We start from the raw sequence: 22,026 nt of genomic DNA, 5'->3' as shown, positions 1-22,026 counted from the left end.
GCCCAGCTCGGCGGAAAGCTCCAGCAGCCGCCCTTCGGCCGCACCGGTCAACACCTCCATCACGGCAGCGATTTCGAGCGCATTGCCGAGGCTGCTTGCCAAGGGCTGGCTCATGTCGCTGATAACCGCCGTCGTGGGGCATCCGGCAGCATTCGCCGTATCGCTGAGCGCGCGGGCGAGGTGCCGGGCATCGTCCTGCGTTTTCATGAAGGCGCCGCTGCCGACCTTTACGTCCAGTACCAGCCCGTCGAGCCCCGCCGCCAGCTTCTTGCTGAGGATCGAGGCGGTAATGAGGTCGAGTGAATCGACCGTCGACGTGACATCCCGCACCGCGTAAAGCCGCCGGTCCGCTGGGGCAATATCGGACGTGGCACTCACGATCGCGCACCCCGTATCCGCCACGATGGCCCGGAATCGCGCCTCATCCAACTGAACATCGACCCCCGGGATGGCTTCAAGCTTGTCTAATGTGCCGCCCGTATGCCCCAGCCCCCGGCCCGAGATCATCGGGACATAGGCACCGCAGGCCGCAAGTGCGGGAGCCAGAACCAGCGACACGCAATCGCCCACACCCCCGGTGGAATGTTTGTCGAGCACCGGGCCATCGAGATGCCAGTCAAGAACGCGCCCGCTGTCGCGCATCGCCAGCGTAAGTGCCACACGCCCCGCGTCGCCCAGCCCGTTACGGCAAACCCCCATGGCAAAAGCCCCGGCCTGTGCGTCGCTCAGACCGCCATCAGCTAACCCGCGCGCAATCCACGCAATATCCTCTTCGGACAGGGGATGCCCGTGCCGCAAGCGGGACAGGATGGCGCGCGCACTCATCCCTGTTCCGCCATGTGATCGCGCCCGAAGGCGCCGGGCAGAAGAGAGCCGAGGGTCGTTCGTTCTTCGGCGCCTGCCATGGTTGCCATGGTGACAGGCACATCGCCCTTTCCGAATTCGGCCAATTTCTGCCGACAGCCCCCGCAGGGCGACACCGGTTTTTCGCCGCCCGACACCACGTAGACCTCGCTCAGCTCGGTTTCACCCGCGGCCACCATGGCGGCGATGGCACCCGCTTCGGCGCAGGTCCCCTCCGGATAGGCGACGTTTTCCACGTTGCAACCCCCGAAAATACGGCCCGAAACCGTGCGAACCGCCGCGCCGACCTTGAAGCCGGAATAGGGTGCATGGGCATTCTCTCGCACCTCGCATGCGGCGGATCGTAAATCTTCTGACATCTCGGCTTCCTTTTTTCCGGTTATAGAAAAACCCCGGGCCGGGTGCGACGTGAAACTGTGAACTTGGACCTCCTTCAGGAATAGTTTAACACTGAACTATTCTCAGCAGGAGCGAACCCGCATGTCCGACACCCCCAATGCGCGCCAGGCCGCGCTTGATTATCATGAGTTCCCAAAACCCGGCAAGCTTGAGGTGCGCGCGACAAAACCGCTGGCCAACGGGCGGGATCTGAGCCGGGCCTATTCGCCCGGCGTCGCCGAAGCCTGCATCGAAATCGGCAAGGACCCGGCCAATGCCGCCCGCTTCACCGCGCGGGGTAACCTTGTAGCCGTGGTCACGAATGGCACCGCCGTGCTTGGGCTGGGCAACATCGGGGCGCTCGCTTCAAAGCCGGTGATGGAGGGCAAGGCGGTCCTGTTCAAGAAATTCGCCGGCATCGATTGTTTCGATATAGAAGTCGATCAATCCGACCCCGAAAAGCTGGCCGATATCGTCTGCGCGCTGGAGCCGTCCTTTGGTGCCGTGAACCTCGAAGACATCAAGGCACCCGATTGTTTTACCGTTGAACGTATTTGCCGCGAGCGGATGAACATCCCCGTCTTTCACGACGATCAGCATGGCACCGCCATCGTCGTGGGCGCGGCCGCGACCAACGCGCTCCACGTGGCGGGCAAGAAGTTCGAGGACATCAAGATCGTTTCCACCGGGGGCGGTGCTGCAGGGATCGCCTGTCTCAACATGTTGCTGAAGCTGGGTGTGAAACGCGAAAATGTCTGGCTCTGCGATATTCACGGGCTTGTCTACGAAGGCCGGACGGAGGACATGAACCCCATCAAGTCCGAATTCGCCCAGGAAAGCGACCTGCGGACTCTCGCGGATGTCATCCCCGGAGCGGACTTGTTCCTGGGCCTTTCGGGCCCGAACGTCCTGACGCCCGAGATGGTCCAGCAGATGGCCGAAAAACCGATCATCTTCGCGCTGGCCAACCCGAACCCTGAAATCATGCCGGACCTGGCCCGGGCCGTGTCGCCTGACGCCATTATTGCGACGGGTCGTTCTGATTTTCCCAATCAGGTCAACAACGTCCTGTGCTTTCCCTTCATCTTCCGCGGCGCGCTGGATGTTGGTGCCACCATGATCAACGACGAGATGAAGATTGCCTGTATCGAAGGTATCGCGGCGCTGGCGCGGGCCACAACCTCTGCCGAAGCGGCTGCCGCCTATCAGGGCGAGCAGCTGACATTCGGGCCCGATTACCTCATTCCGAAACCATTCGATCCGCGACTGATCGGCATCGTTTCTTCCGCTGTGGCCGAAGCCGCGATGGCAACGGGCGTGGCGACCCGGCCCATTGAGGACATGGAGGCCTACCGCGACAGGCTCGAAAGTTCGGTGTTCAAATCGGCTCTGCTGATGCGCCCGGTCTTCCAATCCGCGCGATCCGCCCCCCGCCGCATCGTCTTCGCCGAAGGTGAGGACGAACGCGTGCTGCGCTGCGCACAGGCCATGCTGGAGGAAACGACGGAGCGCCCGATCGTGATCGGCCGCCCCGAGGTGATCGAGCGGCGGATTGAGCGCGCGGGGTTGACGATCCGGCTGGGCATGGATGTCGACCTCGTGAACCCGGAGAATGACCCTCGCTACCGCGACTACTGGGAAACCTACCACGGTCTCATGTGCCGCCGTGGCGTTTCCCCCGACATCGCCCGCGCGGTGATGCGGACGAATACGACCGCCATCGGCGCGGTGATGGTCCATCGGGAAGAGGCCGATTGCCTGATCTGCGGCACTTTCGGTGAAACCCGGTGGCATCTCAACTACGTGGAGCAGGTGCTTGGCCGGGACGGGCGGCGTGCCCATGGCGCCCTGTCGATGATGATCCTCGAAGACGGCCCGCTTTTCATCGCCGACACGCAGGTGCACCTGCATCCCGATCCGCAGCAACTGGCGGAAATCGCCATCGGAGCTGCGCGACATGTGCGCCGCTTCGGGATCGAGCCAAAGGTCGCCTTCTGCTCGCAAAGCCAGTTCGGAAATCAGGGGGAAGGGTCGGGCAAACGTCTTAGGGCGGCGATCAGGCTGCTCGACGAAATGTCGCCCGGCTTCTCCTACGAGGGGGAGATGAACATCGATACCGCGCTGGATCCGGATCTGCGCGAGCGACTTCTGCCGGGTAACCGCATGTCGGGGCCTGCCAACGTGCTGATCTTTGCCCATGCGGATGCGGCGTCGGGCGTCCGGAATATTCTGAAGATGAAGGGCGGCGGGCTTGAGGTCGGCCCGATTCTCATGGGCATGGGTAACCGCGCCCATATCGTATCCCCCGCCATCACCGCCCGCGGCCTTCTGAACATGAGCGCCATCGCGGGCACGCCGGTGGCTGAATACGGTTGAACGCCTGAGGTAAAAAAAATCGCGCCGTGCCGGGATGGCAACGGCGCGATCTGATGAAACGGATTGGGGCCTATCGAAGAGTGATCAAGAAATTCGATCAGGTTCCCGCCAAGTCTCTGGACGTTGATTATGGATACGTCCGGCGCGTCGCCCCAAAGAGGGGCGACGGCATTCCGATGAGAACAGAACCTTACTTCTGCTGCGGCTTGTCGCCGGGCTTGGAGGGGTTCTTCTTGGTCTGGGGTTTTGGCGAAGTTGCCATGACGCATACTCTCGTTTGCAGGTCGAACCGACACCATGCCGGCTCTGATACCATGTTGTCACCGCAGCCGCCCCGACGTCTTCCCCTTTTCGACAGCGATGTCGCAAACGCGGATTTTCGGCCAAGCGCCGCGCATTGAGCTCCCGGGGCGGGCAGTTTTTTGCCCCGCTACACGGCCCTTTCCGAAAACGAAAAACGCAGGCGGAACCGCCTGCGCCTCTTGGGTGTTCTGTGGGTCGCGGTCCCGCGGACCCGGGATCAGAAGCGAAGGGTGAATGCCCGGCTCAGACCGATTCGCACCCGCCACTGGTCTTCCGACCCGACAGCGGTGATCGGGCTGTCCCCGGCGTCCTCCACCAGCTTTTCATAGCTCACTAGACCTTCGGCCGCCCAGTCGTCGCTGATCCGGTAGATGGCCTGCACGTCGAAGCCCGCACCCAGAACACCGCCATCAGCATCGAAGGCCGAAAAGCTGGAAGCCGCCGCTTCCGCCGGCGTCACCCCGAAGTAGGTTGAAGAATATTCGCTGTCGCCCAGATGCAGACGGGGGCCAGCAAAGATCGTCCAGCGGTTATCGGGACGGAAAATCGCGTCGGTTCCGACGGTGCCGGTAACGCCGTCATGCCCACCGAAGCCCTTCCGGACGTCGACAAAGGCCTGATAGTTGGTCTGGCGATAGATAAGACCCAGCCCCAGTTCCAATGTCGCATCGACATCGTTCAAACCGGACAGCACCGGATAATCCGCATCGTCCCGCTCACCGATGTAGCGAAACGCGCCGCGCACGCCGAAGCCATTGTCAGGAATGACACCGATGCCGGTCCCGAGGCTCAGCCGGTCGAACCGAAGCGCGCCGAAGGTGAAACCCAGATCGGGGGCGGCTTCGTAGTCGTCCGAACCCGGATATGCCGGCGCGGCAGCGACCCCGCCGCGAATGGCGAAGTTGAGAGAGCGTTCCTGCGCGGCGGCCGGCAGAGCCGTCAGCGCGGCGATGGCCACGGCACAGGAAGCAGAAAAAATTGTGGAAAGGCGCATCGATAACGACTCCTAGCAGGAACAGGCAGCTCCGCGTCCATGGCAGCGGACGCGGTCTTTGTGGCATCTAACCCATCTTCAGAAGACGGACAGCAAAAACCGCGGATTTGGCCGCTATCCTCTCCGGGGTGACACATGAAGTCCACGGTTTTTCTTGAAAAGACCGCATCTCTTACCCCTATGCAGGACAGCGCGGACTTGCCCCGCGCCCAAGGCTCGCCTACCCCTTTGTCACCCGAATTGAGGAGGAGGCTGTGATGGGCTATCGCGAAACCTATGAACGCTGGCAGGACGACCCGGAAAGCTTCTGGCTGGAACTGGCGGAAGACATCGACTGGGTCGAACCGCCAAAGCAGGCCCTGTTCGATCGCGGCAATGATACCTACGAATGGTACGCCGATGCCAAGCTGAACGGCTGTTACAACACGATCGACCGCCATGTGGAAAACGGGCGCGCGGATCAGGTGGCCATCATCCACGACAGCCCCATCACCGGAACCAAATCGCACGTCACCTTCCGCGAGATGCGCGACCGTATCGCGGCGCTGGCCGGGGTGCTGAAAGCACAGGGCCTGGCAAAGGGCGACCGCGTGGTGATCTATATGCCCATGATCCCCGAGGCGATCGAAGCGATGCTGGCCTGCGCCCGCATCGGCGCCGTCCATTCCGTCGTCTTCGGCGGTTTCGCGGCAAATGAACTGTCGGTGCGTATCAACGACTGCAAGCCCAAGGCGATCCTCGCCGCCTCCTGCGGGTTGGAGCCCGGGCGCGTCGTCGCCTACAAACCGCTGATCGACGGGGCCATCGAACTGGCCACCCACAAGCCCGACTTCTGCGTCATCCTTCAGCGCGAACAGCAGCCCTGCACCCTGACCGAGGGCCGGGATCTGGACTGGTACGAAGCGCGCGAAGGCGTGGCCCCGGCGGACTGCGTCCCGGTGGAGGGCAACCACCCCGCCTATATCCTCTACACCTCCGGCACTACCGGCGCGCCCAAGGGCGTGGTGCGCCATACGGCGGGCCATCTGGTCGCGCTCTACTGGAGCATGAAGAACGTCTATGACGTCGAACCGGGAGAGGTCTTCTGGGCGGCGTCGGACGTAGGCTGGGTCGTGGGGCATTCCTACATCTGTTATGCGCCGCTGGTACACGGGAACACGACCGTCGTCTTCGAAGGCAAACCCATCGGCACACCGGATGCCGGCACCTTCTGGCGCATCATCGAAGAACATGACGTGCGCAGCTTCTTCACCGCGCCCACGGCGATCCGGGCCGTGAAACGGGACGATCCCACGGGCGAGGAACGCAAGAAATACGACCTGTCGCGCCTGCGCGCGCTCTACCTTGCGGGGGAACGGGCCGATCCAGATACGATCCTCTGGGCGCAGGACGTTCTGGGCGTGCCGGTCTACGATCACTGGTGGCAGACCGAAAGCGGCTGGCCAATGGTGGCCAATCCCGCTGGCCTTGAAAGACTGCCGGTTAAGATCGGCTCACCCACCGTGGCAATGCCGGGGTACGACATCCGTGTGTTGGACGAGGCGGGCCAGGAAAAGCCCCGGGGACAGCTTGGCGCAATCGCGGTGCGCCTGCCGCTTCCCCCGGGCACCCTGCCGACGCTGTGGAACGCGCCGGAACGGTTCCACAAATCCTACCTCGCCACCTTTCCCGGATATTACGAGACAGGCGATGCCGGGATGATCGACGAAGACGGCTATATCTACATCATGGCCCGCACCGATGACGTCATCAACGTGGCCGGCCACCGCCTGTCCACAGGCGCGATGGAAGAGGTGCTGGCGGGCCACCCCGACGTGGCCGAATGTGCCGTTATCGGCGCGTCCGATCCGCTAAAGGGGCAGACGCCGGTCGGTTTTCTGTGTCTCAGCAAGGGCGTGGACCGCCCCCACGAAGAGATCGTGGCCGAATGCGTCCAGAGGGTCCGGGATCAGATCGGCCCCGTTGCCGCCTTCAAAAAGGCAGTCGTGGTGGACCGTCTGCCCAAGACCCGCTCGGGCAAGATCCTGCGGGCGACCATGGTAAAGCTCGCCGACGGCGAAGACTTCAAACTGCCCGCCACAATCGACGATCCCGCCATTCTGGACGAGATCAGCGTGGCTTTGGGCGAAGTGGGGCTAGGAAAGAAAGCAGCTTCCTGACACGTGGCGGGAGGCCACCGCCACCACCCGGCCTTCCTCACGAAAAAAGGCGACGAGCGATCTGAAACCGCTCGCCGCCTTTTTCAATGATGTGGCCCGGATCAAGCGGCCTTGGTCTCAGCCTTCGGGCTGACGGCGGCATCCGCGTTTTGGTCGGCCATCAGGGTCGCCTTGTAGGAATTGGCCCCCTGCGACGCCTTGCTCACACCGGAGATCTGATCGATCAGCAGTCGAGCCTTCGCCGCCTGCTGCTGCCGCTCCGCGGCAACCCGGGCAAAGGATTCATCTGTGACCGCCTGCTCGGGCTTTACCAGCGTGCGCTCGACAGATGTACTCGCCTGAGCGGCGCCGGTGGCCTGAACAGCACGCGACTGCGATACCTGCTTGCTTTCCGGAGCGGCACTGGCGGCCGCGGCGCCTTCGCTGCGGGACGGCTCTGCAGTGTTGGTGCCTGACTTGGTCTCGGCTGATGCTTTGTCCTTGTTCTGACCCTGGGCTTCGGACTTGCCCGGGGGCGGAGAATACGCCCGGGGGGCGCCTCCTCCAAAGAGTGGAGAAATCGGATTCATTGGTTCACCTATTTCAATTTGGTTACTCGGAATGAACCGTAGAAGAAGCCTCGAACTAAGGCATCTTCATGTCGCCGCCCGGGCCTTTCGCGTACATATCAGCGCATTGTATTGGGGTGGTAAACAGTTGTGATTTAATGGTTTTATTGTCCACATTACCCGCATTTGCTGTGGCCGCAACTTCCGCAGGTCATACATCCCTCGACCATGCGCAGATCGAACTGACCGCAAGAGGGGCAGGTCTTTCCACGGGGCGCATCCAGACCGACGACCTTGGCTTGCGGGTCGGTCTTGAGCCCCATGCCCTCGCCCGCGATAAAGCCCGTGGCGATCATATGCCGTTCGATCACCCCGCCGATGGCCGCGAGGATCGAGGGGATGTATTTGCCCCCCATCCAGGCACCGCCACGCGGGTCGAAGACGGCCTTCAGCTCTTCCACCACGAAGGACACGTCACCGCCACGCCGGAACACGGCGGAGATCATCCGGGTGAGCGCCACGGTCCATGCGAAATGTTCCATGTTTTTCGAGTTGATAAAGACCTCGAAGGGGCGACGGTGGCCGTTCAGGACAATGTCGTTGATGGTGATATAGAGCGCATGTTCGCTGTCAGGCCATTTGACCTTGTAGGTGTTACCCTCCAACTCGTTCGGCCGGTCCAGCGGTTCGGACATGTAGATGACATCGCCTGCGTTGGCGTCTTCCACAACCTCTGGCGTGCCACTGCCCAAGGGCTGGCCCTGACTGCGGGCGGGGTCGAAGGCCCCGCCCATGGGGGCGGTCGGGGCCTGCCCGGCTGCGCCGGGCGTATCGCCGCCAATTAGCTGACCAACTGGAACGCCGAGAGCTCGCGCGATACTTTGAAGGGTAGAGACTTTCGGTGACCCAATTTTTCCACTCAGAATATCATATACCCCAGTGTAGTTAAGGCCCGCCTTCCCCGCCAAACTCTTCGCGTTCACCTTTTTTTCTTCCATTAGCACTTTCAAGTTATGACGAAGGTCAAACTTCGGCTTCTCCTCCGCCACGCTCAACACGCTGCCGGTCACGTCGTTCGGGCGGTAGGTCGTGCAGCCCTTGCAGCCGGAATCCCACGCTTCCATATAGACGTCCTTGAACGCCTCGAAGCTGATATCCTCGGGGCAGTTGATCGTCTTTGAAATGCTCGAATCCACCCATTTCTGCGCCGCCGCCTGCATCTTGACGTGATCGAGCGGCGCCAGCGTCTGCGCATTGACGAAGTAATCGGGCAGGTCCGCATCCCCCTTCAGGTCGCGCCACATCTGCACGGCGTAATCCACCACCTCCTCCTCGGTGCGGCTGCCATCCTTCTGAAGCACCTTGCGGGTGTAGGCATAGGCAAAGACCGGCTCGATCCCCGAAGAGACATTGCCCGCATAAAGGCTGATCGTCCCCGTGGGCGCGATGGAAGTAAGGAGCGCATTACGAATGCCATGGGTCCGCACGGCTTCGCGCACGTCCTCGTCCATCCCCTGCATCGTGCCCGACGCCAGATAGGCCTCGGCATCGAAAAGGGGAAAGGCGCCCTTTTCCTTCGCAAGTTCCACTGATGCAAGGTAGGCGGCGCGGGCAATGGCGTGCAGCCATTCTTCGGTCTGCGCCGCCGCCTCATCGGACCCATAGCGCAGCCCCATCATCAAAAGCGCGTCCGCAAGCCCGGTGACCCCAAGCCCGATCCGCCGCTTGGCCTGCGCTTCGCGCGCCTGCGCCTCCAACGGAAACTGGGACACGTCCACCACGTTGTCCATCATGCGCACCGCTGTCGCCACCAGCTCGTTCAACGCATCCTGATCGAGCGCCGCGCCTGCGTCGAACGGGTCCGTCACCAACCGCGCGAGGTTGATCGACCCGAGAAGGCAGGCCCCGTAGGGCGGCAGCGGCTGTTCGCCGCAGGGGTTCGTCGCGGCAATCGTCTCGCAGTAGGACAGGTTGTTGGCCGCATTGATCCGGTCGATGAAGATGACACCCGGCTCGGCGAAATCATAGGTCGCCTGCATGATCCGGTTCCACAGGTCGCGCGCCTCCACGGTGCGATAGACCTTGTCGCCGAAAACAAGGTCCCATGACGCATCGGCTTTCACCGCCTCCATGAAGGCATCGGTGATCAGAACCGACATGTTGAACATGCGCAGCCGGGCCGGGTCCGACTTGGCAGAAATGAAATCTTCCACATCGGGATGATCGCAGCGCATGGTCGCCATCATCGCACCCCGCCGCGATCCGGCGGACATGATGGTACGGCACATGGCATCCCAGACGTCCATGAAACTGAGCGGCCCCGATGCATCCGCCGAGACACCCAGCACATCCGCCCCCCGGGGCCGGATCGTCGAGAAATCGTAGCCGATGCCGCCGCCCTGCTGCATGGTCAGGGCCGCCTCCTTCAGCATATCGAAAATGCCCGCCATGCTGTCCGGAACGGTGCCCATGACGAAGCAGTTGAACAATGTGACGCGCCGCGCCGTGCCGGCCCCCGCCGTGATGCGGCCCGCAGGCAGGTATTTGAAGTCCTGCAAAGCATCGTAAAAACGCTCCGTCCAGAGCGCCTTGTCCTCCTCGACCTGCGCCAGATCGGTGGCGATACGGCGCCATGTATCCTCCACCGTGACATCGCGCGGGGTTCCGTCGGCGTCCTTGAACCGGTATTTCATGTCCCAGATCTGTTCGGCAATGGGGGTGGAGAAACGGGTCATGGCGATTCCTGCAGCTTGGGGAAGGCGACCAAGATAACCCAATCCAAGACGCCAGTCCACCACACCTTGATCGAACTCTGCGCCCGGCTACCTTATATCGTAGGTTTCACCCATGCCCCCGGAAGGCCCCATGAATCCATATATGAACCTCATCAAGCTCAGCGTTGGCAGTGATAGCGTGGAATCGCTCATCGACTGGCAGACCAACCGCTCCGGCCAGCGATCCGAAGGTAAATATTACCATGTCACCCGGATGTGGCCCAAACGCGAAGCGGAGATCCTCGCCGGCGGTTCGATCTATTGGGTGATAAAGGGCGAGATCCTGTGCCGCCAACGCATCCTCGGTTTCGACGAGAAAATAGGCAATGACGGGATCCGCCGCTGCGGTATCGTTCTGGATGCCGATATTCGCCGCGTCTCTCCGGTTCTGCGGCGTCCCTTCCAAGGCTGGCGCTACCTGTCGCCCGTCGATGCGCCCCCCGACCTACGCCACGGGCGGGAGGACGAACCCGCCTTGCCCCGCGATCTCGACCGAGCCTTGGCGGAAATCGGCGTTCTCTGATCAGACGGCGGGAAGCGCTGCATCCGGGGTGCTTGAGTATTTATGAAAGGGTGAAGGAGGGCAGACCGCTCCCTTCACCCTTTTCCAAATACTCAAATCCACCGTTCCTACCGAAAGCTCCGTTCACCGGTAAAGGGCTTCTATTTCCTCGGCATAGATTTCGAATATTTTCGCGCGCCTGACCTTCATCGTCGCGGTAACTTCGCCGTCATCGTGATCCAGCTCCTTGCGCAGCAGCCAGATTTTCTTGACCTGCTCGACCCGTGCCAGATCGTCATTGCGCTTTTGCACCTCGCCTTCGATCAATGACTGAACCTGCGGATTCTCCGCCAGCGAACGGAAGGTCGTATAGGCGATACCCTGGCCCTCCGCCCAGAGGCGCACGTTGTCCATATCGAGCTGTAAAAGTGCCGCGACATAGGGGCGCTTGTCGGCCACGACGATCACCTCTTTGATAAAGGGGCTGGCCTTGATGACGTTCTCGATATGCGCGGGCGACAGGTTCTTGCCGGCGGCGTTGATCATGATGTCTTTCTTCCGGTCCACAAGCGACAATGACCCGTCTGGCTCGATCCGTCCCACGTCCCCGGTGTGCAGCCATCCATCCTGAATAGCTTCGGCGGTCGCCTTCGGGTTCTTGTAGTAACCTTTGAAGATCGTGGGGCCCTTGAACAGTACCTCGCCATCTTCGGCCAATCTTGTCTCGACGCCTTCCACGGGAAAGCCGATCCGACCGTCGCAGGCTCCCCAGTCCGACTGGATGGTTCCCACCCCCGATGTCTCGGACATCCCCCAGGCTTCACGGATATTGATCCCGATCCCGCGCAGAAAGCCGAGAAGGTCGGCACTGATCGGAGCGGCCGCCGTAATGGCGAAACGGGTGCGGCCGAGGCCCAGGTAGCTGCGAATATGACGGTAAATAAGCGCATCCCAGAAGCTGTGCGCCAACCGGTCGCGCAGGGTCCACCGGTCGCGGCGTATCGCGCCGCGGCGCTGGGCGCCCCTGAGTGCCGCGAGCGTCAGTGGGCGGCGCAAAGGCCCTGCCGTCTGTGCCTGTACCAGCACACCGGCTTGCATCTTTTCCCAGATGCGGGGTACGCCAAAGAAGATCTGCGGCGCGACTTCGCGAAGGTCCAGTGTAATGGTCCGCAAGCTCTCGCCGAAGTTCATCACGAACTGCTGGCTGAGCCCGTTGATCACCGTGACCGCCTGTTCCGCGATATGACACAGGGGAAGATAGCTGAGGACGTCTGTACCGGCTGGAAAATGCCCAAAAGTCGCCCGGGCGATCGCCCCGCCCGCGTGAATATTGCCAAAGGAGATCTCTGCCGCCTTCGGCAGCCCCGTGGAACCGGAGGTAAAGACCATCATCGCCGTGTCGTCAGATGTGATCCCTGCCTGTCGCGCCGCGAGGTCCCCGGCCAGTTCCGACAGCTGCGCCCGCCCCAGTTCCAGCAGGCGTTCGAAACTGATGAGGCCAAGCGTTTCATCCCCTAGGCACCCCTTGGGATCGAAAACGATGAGTTGCGTCAGCGCGGGCACCTTCCCGTCGAGATCCTTGATCTTGTCGAGCTGCTCCTGATCCTCGATGAACAGGATCGTGGTGTCGGAGGCATTGATCAGGTGATCCAGCTCCGCGGCGGGGCTGGTGGGATACATGCCCACCACCACGCCCGCGGCGGCGTTGATCCCGAACTGCGCCTGCACCCATTCGCTGCGGTTTTCTGACAGGATGCCAACGTGGCCACCGGGCGCCAGGCCCAGCGCCATCAGGCCCGCGCCCACCGCTTCCATGATGTCGCGCAGATCGGCCCAGTTGATCTCATGCCAGATGCCGAATTCCTTCTGGCGCATTGCCACCGCCGCGCCATGTTCGGCAGCGTGATCGTGGACCATTTGCACGAGGGGCCGAAATCCACCGGGCCTTTCGTCGAATGCCATGTGCTTTTCCTAGCTCAGCCAGCGCTTGCGGCGCTTGTAGTGTTTCACGTCGCGGAAGGATTGCCGCGCTTCACTGCCATCGTCGGAAACCCCAAGGTAGAACGACTGGATGTCCTTGTCGTTGCGCAGGGTCGAAACGTCACCCTCCAGCACGATCTGGCCGCTTTCCATGATGTAACCGTAATCGGCCACCGAAAAGGCGACGCCCGCGTTCTGTTCGACCAACAATATGCTCGTTCCGTCCTCTTCGTTCAGGCGGCGGATCGTATCGAAGATCTCCTCGACGATCTTGGGGGCGAGCCCCAGCGATGGTTCGTCCATCAGGATCAGTTCGGGCCGTGCGATCATTGCCCGCCCGAAGGCCAGCATCTGCTGTTCCCCGCCCGAAAGGTAGCCCGCGATCTGGCGGCGGCGTTCCTGCAGGCGCGGGAAGAAAGCATAGACCTTGTCGTAATCGGGCTTCGCCTTGCGTTGGTCCAGCGCATAGGAAGCGGCGATCAGGTTGTCTTCCACCGTCATCTCCGAAAAGATACGTCGCCCCTCGCGGACATGAAAAAGCCCCTGCTGCACGAGCCGGTCCGGCTGGATCGACAGGATGGATTTGCCCTTGAACGAGATGCGCCCCTCGCCCACTTCGCCGTTTTCCAGCGCCAGCAGGTTGCTCGCGGCTTTCAGCGTCGTCGTCTTGCCCGCGCCGTTCGTGCCCAACAGGGTCACGATCTTGCCGTCCGGCACCTCCAGCGACAGGCCGCGCAGGGCCTGTACCGTATGGTGATAGGTGACTTCGATGTTCTCGATGGTCAGCACGCGGGCGATCCTCGTTTCGGCAAGGCATGGGAATGGTCGACGGGCCGGAGGTACCCCCCGGCCCGCTTCGTGTCACTCGACGGTGAACCAGTCCGACGTGGGCTGGAACAGGCCGCTCGCCGCTTCGTAGGTATAGACCCGCCCGGTGCCGATCTTGTTGTTCTTCATGCTTACAGGTCCGCCGAAGAAGCCGCCGGTATCGTAGTCGGTGATGCCAGCCAGTTCCTCTGCCGCCCGCTCCGCGGTCAGTTCCTCGCCCTTCCCGGCCACCCGGCGCAGCGCCTCGACCCCGAGGTTCATCGAAATCAGCGATTGCAGACCCCAGGTCGGCATGTAGTTTTCCAACGGCGTGCCCGCGAAAGCGGACTTCTGGAAAGCCGCATAGCGCTGATAGATCGGCGCCTCTTCGGCATCGTAGGAATAGCGGTAGGGCATCACCCCGGAATAGCCGTCGAGGAAGGGGCCCGCCTCTGCCGTTACCCGATCCGCTATCAGTTTCTCCATGCCCCAGAACGTGCCGTAGAACTGCGTGGGCAGACCGAACTGGCGCGCGCCGCCGATAAGCTGCGGCCAGACCCCGGTGACATAGCCCTGCAGGATGCAATGTTCCGCACCCGACTGGGCGAGCTTGGTCACATGGGTCGGGATATCCGCCCCCTGCGCCTTGGTCGTCTCTTCCAGCACGACTTCGAGGCCAAGCTTCTCTGCTTTCTTGCGACCGTGTTCGATAGGGTCGCGCCCAAACTCGGTGTTGGAGAAGATGAAGGCGACGTTGGTGCCACCCGCGTTCTTGATGTTTTGCAGCAGGATGTCGACCTGATCCTCATAAGAGGGGCCCGGCAGATACTGGTACGGGTTCTCCGCCGGGTTCGCGAGGTCGGAGGCGAATGAGGTGGAGCCCATCAACGTCGCATTCTTGCCCTTCAGTTCGGGCGCCACCAGTTTCATGAAGCCGGTGCTGTCACCGTAATAGAGCACCATGTTCGGCTCCGTCGCCAAGGCGCGCTGGTAATTCGCAAGCGCCGTCGCGGGCACATAGCCTGAATCCTCGATCACTGTACGGATGGGCACGCCGCCGATGCCGCCGTCCTCATTCACCAGCGCCTCGAACATCTTCATGGCCGGTGAAACGAGCTGACCTGCCGTGGCGAAGGGGCCGGTAAGCGGCAGCGAAGAAGCCACGACATATTCCTTGGGCTGGGCGCGCAGGATCATGGGCGTTCCCATAACGGCGGTCGCCGCGGCGGATGTGGCTAGAAACGAACGTCTGCTGAGTGTCATGTTGGTCTCCCTGTCTGGTTTGGTCGTTTATCTTGGTATTCCGGTATCACCCGCGCGCGAAGGGCCAGCGGTTCGCCGCGCGCAGGATGCGATCCACGATCTGATTGATGCCCAGCGGCTCCTTCAGCAGAAACAGAACGAGCAATGCGCCGAAAGCGATTTCCTGCAAGGGCGCGCGCAGTTGCGCCATTCCGGCGGCATCGCCGGTGACGGCCCCGAAGGTGATCTTGATCAACTCGGGCACCAGCACGATCACGATAACACCGAAAACCGGGCCCATGGTGCGCCCCAACCCCCCGACGATCAGCGCCGCGACGAGTTGAAGCGACAGCGCGAGTTCAAATTGTTCGGGCAGGATGCGCGCGTAGAAATATGCAAACAACGCCCCGGCAAGGCCGCAATAGGCAGCGGAGATCGCGAAGCTCGTCAGTTTGTAGCGCAAAAGCGAGATACCGAGGATCTCGGCGGAATAATCACGGTCGCGGATCGCGATGAAGGCGCGGCCCACGCGCGTCCGCATGAGGTTTTGTGCCGCCAGAAGCGCCAGCACCCCAAGCACCGCGATCAGGCCGAACATCTCGCGTTTGGTGTCCAGCACCCATCCGAAGAAGTTGGGCGCATTGGTGGTAAGCCCCACCATCCCGCCCGTCCAGGGTGCGAACAATTCCTCCTCGATCAGGAAGATGACGATGAAGTTCGCCGCCAGCGTCGCCACGGCAAGGTAAAGCCCCTTCACCCGCAGTGAAGGCAGCCCCACCAGCACGCCGACCGCGGCGGCAAGAAAGACGGCAAAAGGCAGCGACAGGAACGGCATGATCCCTGCCGGGATAATCCCCGTGGCGACATTGTTGAAGATCGTCACCGCATAGGCACCGATCGCCACGAAGGCCCCGTGCCCCAGCGACACCAGCCCGGTATAGCCTGTCAGTACGTTGATCCCCACCACCGCGATGAGCAGGATGCCCATCTGGCTGCCGATCAGAATGGCATAGTCGCTCCCGAAAAGCGTAAAGAGCGCAAGCAGCAGGATCGATCCGTAGACGAAGCCCTGCTTGTAGCGGTTGTCCAGCACGCGTTCGTCGGCGGCATAGGACGACTTGAGGTTGGCGTTGATCATATCCGTTCAACTTCCTTCTGGCCCAGCAGCCCGTGCGGACGCCAGATCAACACGACCAGCACGGCGACGTAAGGAACGATCTCGGCCCAGTTGCCGCCCATCTTCCATTGCGTCATCGCTTCGAGCACGCCCACCGTCATCGCGGCGATGAAAACGCCCACGTAGCTGTCGAGCCCGCCCATCAACACGATCGCCAGCACGCTGAATCCGAAAAGACCGAGACTGGGGGAAATGCCGTTCCGAGTGGCAAGGATCGCGCCTGCGATGGCGCCGGTCGTGCTCGCCAATACCCATGCGCGGCTGAAGACCTTGGGGACCGAGATGCCCATCGAATAGGCGGTGGACTGGTCTTCGGCGGTCGCGCGGATGGCGATACCGCCCTTGGTGAAGCGCACGAAGGCCACGATGGCCGCGAACAGCACCAGCGCGATGATCATGTTCACCAGATCGGTGCCGAAGAGGAAGATCATCGACCCGAAGAGTTCAAATCGGATCGGCGTGTTGGGCGCGATATAGGGCACGTTGGCGGCATCAGCCGTCCAGATGAGCTGCGCGGACCCGGACATGATCGAGATGAGCCCCACGGTCACCATGATCATCGCGAACACGCTCTGTCCCATCAGCGGGCGCATCAGCACGCGCTCGATAATGCGGCCCACGATGGCATTGCAGACAAGCGCCCCCGCCAGCCCCAGCAGGATGCGCGGCACGTTGGCCGCCCAGTCTAGGATCGCCCCCATGGGCGAGAACATCGGCAACCCCTCGCGCATCTCGACCATCCATTCCGGGTTCCAGCTTGCCAGCCACTCAGGCGCCCAGGGCTGGTTCGGGACGATGACGGCGAAGGTGAAATAGAAATAGGCCCCGAACATGATGAGGTAGCCATGCGCGAAGTTGACGACTTTCGTCGCCTTGTAGACCGACACGATGCCGACGGCGATCAGCGCGTAGATCGCACCGCTCATCAAACCGTTGATGGCGAATTGCATGAACTGTCCCATCAGGCCGCCGCCCCCAGATATGCTTCAATAACCGTCGGATCGCGGCTGACCTCGGCGGGCGATCCTGCCGCGATCTGCTGGCCGAAGTTGAGCACGACGATATGACTGCAGATGTCCATCACCATGTGCATGTCATGCTCCACCAGCAGAATAGTCGTGCCGAACTGTTCCTGCACATCGAGGATGAAACGCGCCATGTCGGCTGTTTCCTCGCGGTTCATCCCCGCCACGGGTTCATCCAGCAGCAAAACGCGCGGACGCATGGCCAGGGCGCGGCCCAGCTCCACACGCTTCTGCAATCCGTAGGACAGCATGGTGATCGGATACTTGCGGATGTGGTCGATCTCGAGAAAATCGATCACCCGCTCCTCAATTTCGCGGCGCAGTTCCAATTCTTCCCGCTGGGCGGCGCCGAAATACCGCAGGGCCTGCCAGACGCCGGTATTGAGCCGCGTGTGCCCGCCCAGCTTGATATTGTCGAGCACTGTCATCCCGCGAAAAAGCGCGATGTTCTGGAAGGTCCGCGCCAGCCCCAGGCCGGCCCTCTTGTCCGGGCTGAGGGCGGTGATGTCGTCCCCGTCGAAGAACACCCGCCCCCGGTCCGGTGTATAGAACCCGGAAATCGCATTAAAGAGCGATGTCTTGCCCGCGCCGTTCGGGCCGATCACGCCGGTGATCTCGCCCTCACGCGCTTCGAAATTCACGCCCTGCAGCGCTTTGATGCCGCCGAACGACAGATGCAGATCTTCGACCCTGAGCAATCGGACCTCCCCAAGCCTTCGCGCCCTTGCTGCGGGTCTTCTGCCCGCTTGGCGCTGCTCCGGGCAATGGCCATCTTCCCCGCCCGGCGGGTGATCCATCTTCCGGTTTGCGGCACCACCCTATCGCGGGCCGAAGCGCGTGCAAGCGCCATCGATACGGAAGGAACCGGTCGATGGAGGGAAAGCGGTAGTGACTATAAATAATTTCAGCGGGTTATGAGATTGATGGCGAACGGGGCCGCATCGGCCTTACGGAACGTCACGTAATCAAGCGCATCAGCGCACGCAGCGTATCGCGCTCACTGTCCTCCATCGGGGCGGTCCTGCTCCGCCAGAGCGTGGCCTGCGATTGCAGGATCAGCCCGTCCGCCAACACCTTGAGGTGATTGGCCCGCAAAGTCTCCCCGCTCGAGGTGATATCGGCGATGGCTTCGGCTGTTTCGTTCTTCACGGTACCTTCCGTCGCACCCTGACTGTCCACAAGCGCGTAATCCGCCACGCCGGCCTGCCGCAGGAATTCCCGCACCAGCCGGTGATACTTGGTGGCGATCCGCATGCGGAAACCGTGATGGGCCCGAAACATAGCAGCCGCAGCATCCAGATCGTCGAGCGTATCGACGTCGATCCAGGCCTGGGGAACGGCGAGGATCAGATCGGCATGACCGAATCCAAGCTCCTCCAGAGGCTCGACGAGTTGTCCCCAGAGCGCCAGTTTCTCCTGCACGAGGTCGGTGCCTGTCACGCCCAGATGCAGGCGACCGGCGGCAAGCTCACGCGGGATCTCTCCGGCAGAAAGCAGCATCAACTGCACGCCTTCCACACCATCCACCGCACCGGCATATTCACGGTCCGATCCCGAACGCTGCAGCGTCACACCCCGCGCGCCGAACCAGTCGAACGTCTTTTCCATCAGGCGGCCCTTGGACGGGACCCCAAGCTTGAGCGTCATGGCGCGCTCTCCAGTTCGAGCATGAGACCGGGGCGCAGAACCCCGCCCACGGCGGGAATTTCACCGCCCGATCCAAGGCGGCGGGTCAGTGCATCATAGCGTCCGCCACTGGCGATGGAGGGCAGTTCAGGCCGCCCCACAGCACGGAAGCCGAAGACGAAACCATCGTAGTATTCCATCGACGTCCGCCCATAACTCGCCTCGAACGGCAGCTGGGCGGTATCGATCCCCTGTGCTTCCAACGCCTCGGCGCGGGCACCGATACGGGCCACGGCGGGCGCGATCTCGGGCAGATCGACGGCAAGATCATGTAACCGGCTGAGCGCGTTTGGCATGGTTTCGCGCACGTCGAGCAAGGTCTCGATCAGGTCGACCTGCCCTTCGGCCAAGGGTGGCGCGGCCGCGTCTTCGGCCAATGCCGCGATCCGGGCCTCGATCTCGTCACGGGTACGCAGGCCCAGAAGTGGCGCTTCCATTTCCACCTCTCCCGCGAGCAAAGCGGTGCGGGTGGGCGGTACATCGCTGCGGCCCGCGAAACGGTCCAGCAGGGTGCGGAACCGGCGCGGGCGCCAGATGTGCCGCATCAGCGCATCCTTGCGCCGCTGGGTTGTCCGCAACCCCGCGACGGCTGCCATCAACACACCGATATCCCCGGTCACGGGTTTGGCCGGGACGCCCTGCATCGCCGCGGCGATGGTCGCGAAAACCTCTGCGTCCGCTGCGGCGGGATCGGCGCGGTCAAAGATCTCGAATCCGACCTGGACATATTCGTTGGCGCGGGCCGGGTCATGCTCCTGCCGGCGAAAGACCTCTCCGGCATAGGTGTAGCGCGCGGGTTCGGCCCCGTGGGCCATATGCATCTGCACCACGGGAACGGTGAAATCGGGCCGGAGCATCTGCTCGCCACGCAGCGCATCACTGGTGACATAGGCGCGCGCGCGGATGTCCTCGCCATAAAGATCGAGCAGCGTGTCAGCGGGCTGCAGAATGGGCGGCTCCACCGCGACGGCGCCATGCGCCTCGAACAGCGCGCGCAGTTCCGCAGCCTTTGCAAGGGTCTCAAAGCGTGTCGGCATCAGCGGTGCAAATCCAGTATCTCGCGTACCTTCGACACAAGCTCATCTCGCGGCACCTCGTACTGGCTGGGCCGGTCTTTCCACTCCTCCAACGTCGCATCCTGCGCCAGTTTCGCACCAAGGATGAGATCCTTGATCTGGACCACGCCCCGGTCCTTTTCGTCGCCCCCTTCGATCACGGCAACAGGGCTGTTCCGGCGGTCGGCGTATTTCAACTGGTTGCCGAAGTTCTTCGGATTGCCGAGGTAGACCTCGGCGCGGATCCCGGCGGAGCGCAGTTCGGCCACCATGGACTGGTAATCCGCCATCCGGTCACGATCCATCACCGTGACGACGACCGGTCCCTCGTGGGTCGCATCCAGCCGCCCCTTCGCCTCCAGCGCGGCGAGCAATCTGTCCACCCCGATGGAAACGCCGGTCGCCGGCACTTCCTGCCCGGTGAAACGCTTGACCAGATCGTCGTACCGCCCGCCCCCGGCGACGGAGCCGAAATTGCGCTTGCGGCCTTTTTCGTCCTCGATCTCGAACGTCAGTTCCGCCTCGTAGACGGGACCGGTGTAATAGCCGAGGCCCCGAACGACCGAGGGGTCGATCACGATGCGGTCCGCGAAATACTCTTGCGCACTAAGTAGGTCTGCGATGAGGCCTAGCTCATGCACGCCCTCTAGGCCCATAACTGAATCGCTTACCAAACGCCTTAGGTACGAAATTGTAAGTTTGTTCCTTAATTCGCTCGGAGCCGTACCCGATCTATCTGCCTCGCTGAAAACTCGCCGTAACTCGTTAGAAAAATCAAGTGCGATGGGGTCTTCAGAATAGTTAGCGCTACTTTGATTGAGATGCTCAATCTGAGCTAGAACTTCGTCATTCGCCGAAACAAATCCCATCACCAGAACTATCTGTTCCTCGCTCAGTCCCGCACCCTTGGTGAAATCACCGCTGTCGTCCTTGCGGCCCTCGCCCAGCAAGGCGCGCACGCCATCCGGCCCCAGCCGGTCGAGCTTGTCGATCGCGCGCAAAACAATGCCGCGTTCGGCTTCCTTGTCGTCGCCGGAAAGGCCAGCAACCTCAAGCACCCCGTTCAGCACTTTGCGGTTGTTGATCCGCACCACGTAATCGCCCCGGGCGATACCGACTTCTTCGAGGCAGTCGGCCAACATGGCGCAGATCTCCGCATCCGCCGCGACGGAGGATGCGCCGACGGTATCGGCATCGCACTGGTAGAACTGGCGGAACCGCCCCGGGCCGGGCTTTTCATTGCGCCAGACCGGCCCCATCGCATAGCGGCGGTAGGGGGTGGGCAGATCGTTGCGGTGCTGGGCATAGACGCGAGCGAGCGGGGCTGTCAGGTCATAGCGCAGCGCCAGCCAGTCGCCGGGCTTGTCGCTTTCGGCATCTTCCTGCCACGCGAAGACGCCTTCGTTGGGCCGGTCGACATCGGGCAGGAACTTGCCCAGAGCCTCCACCGTTTCCACGCCGGAGCTTTCCAGCGCGTCGAAGCCATAGCGGTGATAGACCGCCGCGATCCTGGCCAGCATTTCGGTGCGGCGCGTGACCTCGACACCGAAATAATCCCGGAAGCCTTTCGGCGTTTCGGCCTTCGGGCGCGGGCTCTTTTTCGTCTTGGCCATGGCATATGATCCTGCTGCGGCGATTGCGCCCGCGTCTATCCCAGCCCCGCCGCAAGGGCAAGCGACGGGCGGGGCGCGGGATGCGCTTCAGATGAGGCCGAAGTCCCCGCCGCGTCCCTTACCCGCCGCAAAGCGTGCGGCCCCCTCGCGGCCTTCGGAATGGAACATCGCGGCAGAGGCCCACTCCCGCCGCAGGGCGCTCGCCAGTTCGGCAGGCGCCAGCCGGGCCGAAAGGTGATCGGCGCGCATGCAGCCCTGCGGAAACCGGGTGAGGCTTTCCGCCAGCGTCAAGGCTTCGTCAAGCGCGGCGCCCTGCGCCACCATCCTGTCGGCCAGTCCCATCTGATAGGCTTCCTGCGCGGGCACCGGGCGACCGGTAAGGATTAGGTCGTTCGCCCTGCCTTGCCCGACGATCCGGGGCAGGCGCACCGTGCCCCCATCCACCAGCGGCACCCCCCACCGCCGGCAATAGACCCCCATGACAGCGTCCTTGGCGACCACGCGCATGTCGCACCACAGGGCCAGTTCCAAACCGCCCGCCAC

18 protein-coding genes are annotated in these 22,026 nt (G+C 62.4%); 3 read left to right on the top strand and 15 right to left on the bottom strand.

What is annotated here, in order from left to right; translation table 11 throughout:
- Both A3764_RS08690 and A3764_RS08685 read right to left on the bottom strand, forming a co-directional pair.
- Positions 1-825, bottom strand: an 825-nt coding sequence (locus tag A3764_RS08690) for a thymidine phosphorylase (protein ID WP_082865913.1), incomplete at its 3' end; no start/stop codon positions are given.
- Entirely contained in the window at positions 822-1,223 is a 402-nt protein-coding gene (locus A3764_RS08685; protein WP_067926207.1) for a cytidine deaminase, read from the bottom strand. The genes A3764_RS08690 and A3764_RS08685, both read right to left, overlap by 4 nt.
- Before the next feature lie 121 nt (positions 1,224-1,344).
- On the opposite strand from A3764_RS08685, the gene A3764_RS08680 reads away from it, so the two are divergent.
- The gene (locus tag A3764_RS08680) at positions 1,345-3,618 is read left to right on the top strand and encodes an NADP-dependent malic enzyme (RefSeq protein ID WP_067926211.1); all 2,274 of its coding nucleotides are present in this window, start codon (positions 1,345-1,347) and stop codon (positions 3,616-3,618) included.
- A gap of 520 nt (positions 3,619-4,138) precedes the next feature.
- On the opposite strand, the gene A3764_RS08675 is transcribed toward A3764_RS08680, so the two are convergent.
- Positions 4,139-4,915 (bottom strand): MipA/OmpV family protein, encoded by a 777-nt coding sequence (locus A3764_RS08675; RefSeq protein ID WP_067926218.1) that lies wholly within the window; start codon positions 4,913-4,915, stop codon positions 4,139-4,141.
- 257 nt (positions 4,916-5,172) lie between these two features.
- On the opposite strand from A3764_RS08675, the gene A3764_RS08670 reads away from it, so the two are divergent.
- Complete coding sequence (locus A3764_RS08670; RefSeq protein WP_067926222.1) at positions 5,173-7,074, top strand: propionyl-CoA synthetase; 1,902 nt, start codon at positions 5,173-5,175, stop codon at positions 7,072-7,074.
- A gap of 101 nt (positions 7,075-7,175) precedes the next feature.
- Here the strand turns inward: A3764_RS08670 and A3764_RS08665 are convergent, their stop codons facing one another.
- Entirely contained in the window at positions 7,176-7,643 is a 468-nt protein-coding gene (locus A3764_RS08665; RefSeq protein ID WP_067926225.1) for a hypothetical protein, read from the bottom strand.
- A gap of 155 nt (positions 7,644-7,798) precedes the next feature.
- Entirely contained in the window at positions 7,799-10,357 is a 2,559-nt protein-coding gene (locus A3764_RS08660) for an adenosylcobalamin-dependent ribonucleoside-diphosphate reductase (protein WP_067926228.1), read from the bottom strand.
- Positions 10,358-10,487: 130 nt separating this feature from the next.
- On the opposite strand from A3764_RS08660, the gene A3764_RS08655 reads away from it, so the two are divergent.
- Complete coding sequence (locus A3764_RS08655; RefSeq protein WP_067926232.1) at positions 10,488-10,919, top strand: DUF1489 family protein; 432 nt, start codon at positions 10,488-10,490, stop codon at positions 10,917-10,919.
- A 123-nt stretch (positions 10,920-11,042) separates the two neighbouring features.
- On the opposite strand, the gene A3764_RS08650 is transcribed toward A3764_RS08655, so the two are convergent.
- From A3764_RS08650 to A3764_RS08605, 10 genes are all read right to left on the bottom strand, one after another.
- Entirely contained in the window at positions 11,043-12,860 is a 1,818-nt protein-coding gene (locus A3764_RS08650; protein WP_067926235.1) for an AMP-dependent synthetase/ligase, read from the bottom strand.
- 9 nt (positions 12,861-12,869) lie between these two features.
- Complete coding sequence (locus A3764_RS08645) at positions 12,870-13,667, bottom strand: ABC transporter ATP-binding protein (protein WP_082850878.1); 798 nt, start codon at positions 13,665-13,667, stop codon at positions 12,870-12,872.
- A 72-nt stretch (positions 13,668-13,739) separates the two neighbouring features.
- Complete coding sequence (locus A3764_RS08640; RefSeq protein ID WP_067926243.1) at positions 13,740-14,948, bottom strand: ABC transporter substrate-binding protein; 1,209 nt, start codon at positions 14,946-14,948, stop codon at positions 13,740-13,742.
- A gap of 46 nt (positions 14,949-14,994) precedes the next feature.
- Positions 14,995-16,065 carry a branched-chain amino acid ABC transporter permease gene (locus A3764_RS08635; protein WP_067926247.1) on the bottom strand — a complete coding sequence of 357 codons (1,071 nt, stop codon included), beginning with the start codon at positions 16,063-16,065 and terminating at the stop codon, positions 14,995-14,997.
- Positions 16,062-17,054, bottom strand: a complete 993-nt coding sequence (locus A3764_RS08630) for a branched-chain amino acid ABC transporter permease (RefSeq protein WP_236628142.1) — start codon at positions 17,052-17,054, stop codon at positions 16,062-16,064. The genes A3764_RS08635 and A3764_RS08630 overlap by 4 nt, the downstream gene beginning before the upstream one ends.
- 11 nt (positions 17,055-17,065) lie before the next feature.
- A complete protein-coding gene (locus A3764_RS08625) occupies positions 17,066-17,827 on the bottom strand; it encodes an ABC transporter ATP-binding protein (RefSeq protein ID WP_067926254.1) in 762 nt (253 codons plus the stop codon).
- Positions 17,828-18,086: 259 nt separating this feature from the next.
- Positions 18,087-18,776, bottom strand: coding sequence for an ATP phosphoribosyltransferase (hisG, locus tag A3764_RS08620; protein ID WP_067926257.1), 690 nt, complete (start codon positions 18,774-18,776; stop codon positions 18,087-18,089).
- Positions 18,773-19,852: an ATP phosphoribosyltransferase regulatory subunit gene (locus tag A3764_RS08615; protein WP_067926260.1), complete on the bottom strand. Its 1,080-nt coding sequence runs from the start codon at positions 19,850-19,852 to the stop codon at positions 18,773-18,775. Before A3764_RS08615 ends, hisG begins: the two co-directional genes overlap by 4 nt.
- Positions 19,852-21,483: a histidine--tRNA ligase gene (gene hisS / locus A3764_RS08610; RefSeq protein ID WP_067926263.1), complete on the bottom strand. Its 1,632-nt coding sequence runs from the start codon at positions 21,481-21,483 to the stop codon at positions 19,852-19,854. The genes A3764_RS08615 and hisS overlap by 1 nt, the downstream gene beginning before the upstream one ends.
- Before the next feature lie 87 nt (positions 21,484-21,570).
- Positions 21,571-22,026: enoyl-CoA hydratase-related protein (locus A3764_RS08605; RefSeq protein WP_236628141.1), on the bottom strand; the 456-nt coding region annotated here is incomplete at its 5' end.

The organism is Sulfitobacter sp. HI0129 (assembly GCF_001635395.1).
Taxonomy (GTDB): domain Bacteria; phylum Pseudomonadota; class Alphaproteobacteria; order Rhodobacterales; family Rhodobacteraceae; genus Sulfitobacter.
This window is presented reverse-complemented; position numbering and strand designations above follow the sequence as displayed.